1 protein-coding gene is annotated in these 387 nt (G+C 39.5%); it reads left to right on the top strand.

The window, feature by feature from the left end; translation table 11 throughout:
* Positions 1-41: 41 nt before the first annotated feature.
* A partial coding sequence (locus RMT89_RS41465) for a hypothetical protein (protein WP_315888927.1) occupies positions 42-387 on the top strand: 346 nt, incomplete at its 3' end.

Below are 387 nucleotides of genomic sequence, written 5' to 3'. Positions count from 1 at the left end.
ATTGTGTAACGCTTAGTCAACTGGGCTATAAAGTTAAGGTCGTGTCTGGACAAGTGCCTCCTGATGGTATTGCTGAAGGTGATTACAAAAATATCCCCGTAATTTCATTGAATGAAAGGTTGTATGAAAAGCTCCCCAGGTTTTTTAAACATCTGCTTTACTTCTCTGCGGGAAAGAAAGCCGTGCAATGGTTGGATAGCCTTGATGAAAAGCCTGACGCTGTAATTTTATATAGCGGGTATTCTCCTTATTTGCTGAGGCTGATACCTTGGGCTAAAAAAAACAAGGTCAAACTTATTTTCGATACCGTCGAATGGTATGATCCTCCTAGTCTTATTTCAAAAATTTTCTCACCTTACTATCTTAATATCGAACTTGCGATGCGCT

The organism is Streptomyces sp. P17, assembly GCF_032436805.1.
Taxonomy (GTDB): Bacteria; Actinomycetota; Actinomycetes; order Streptomycetales; family Streptomycetaceae; genus Streptomyces.
This window is presented reverse-complemented; position numbering and strand designations above follow the sequence as displayed.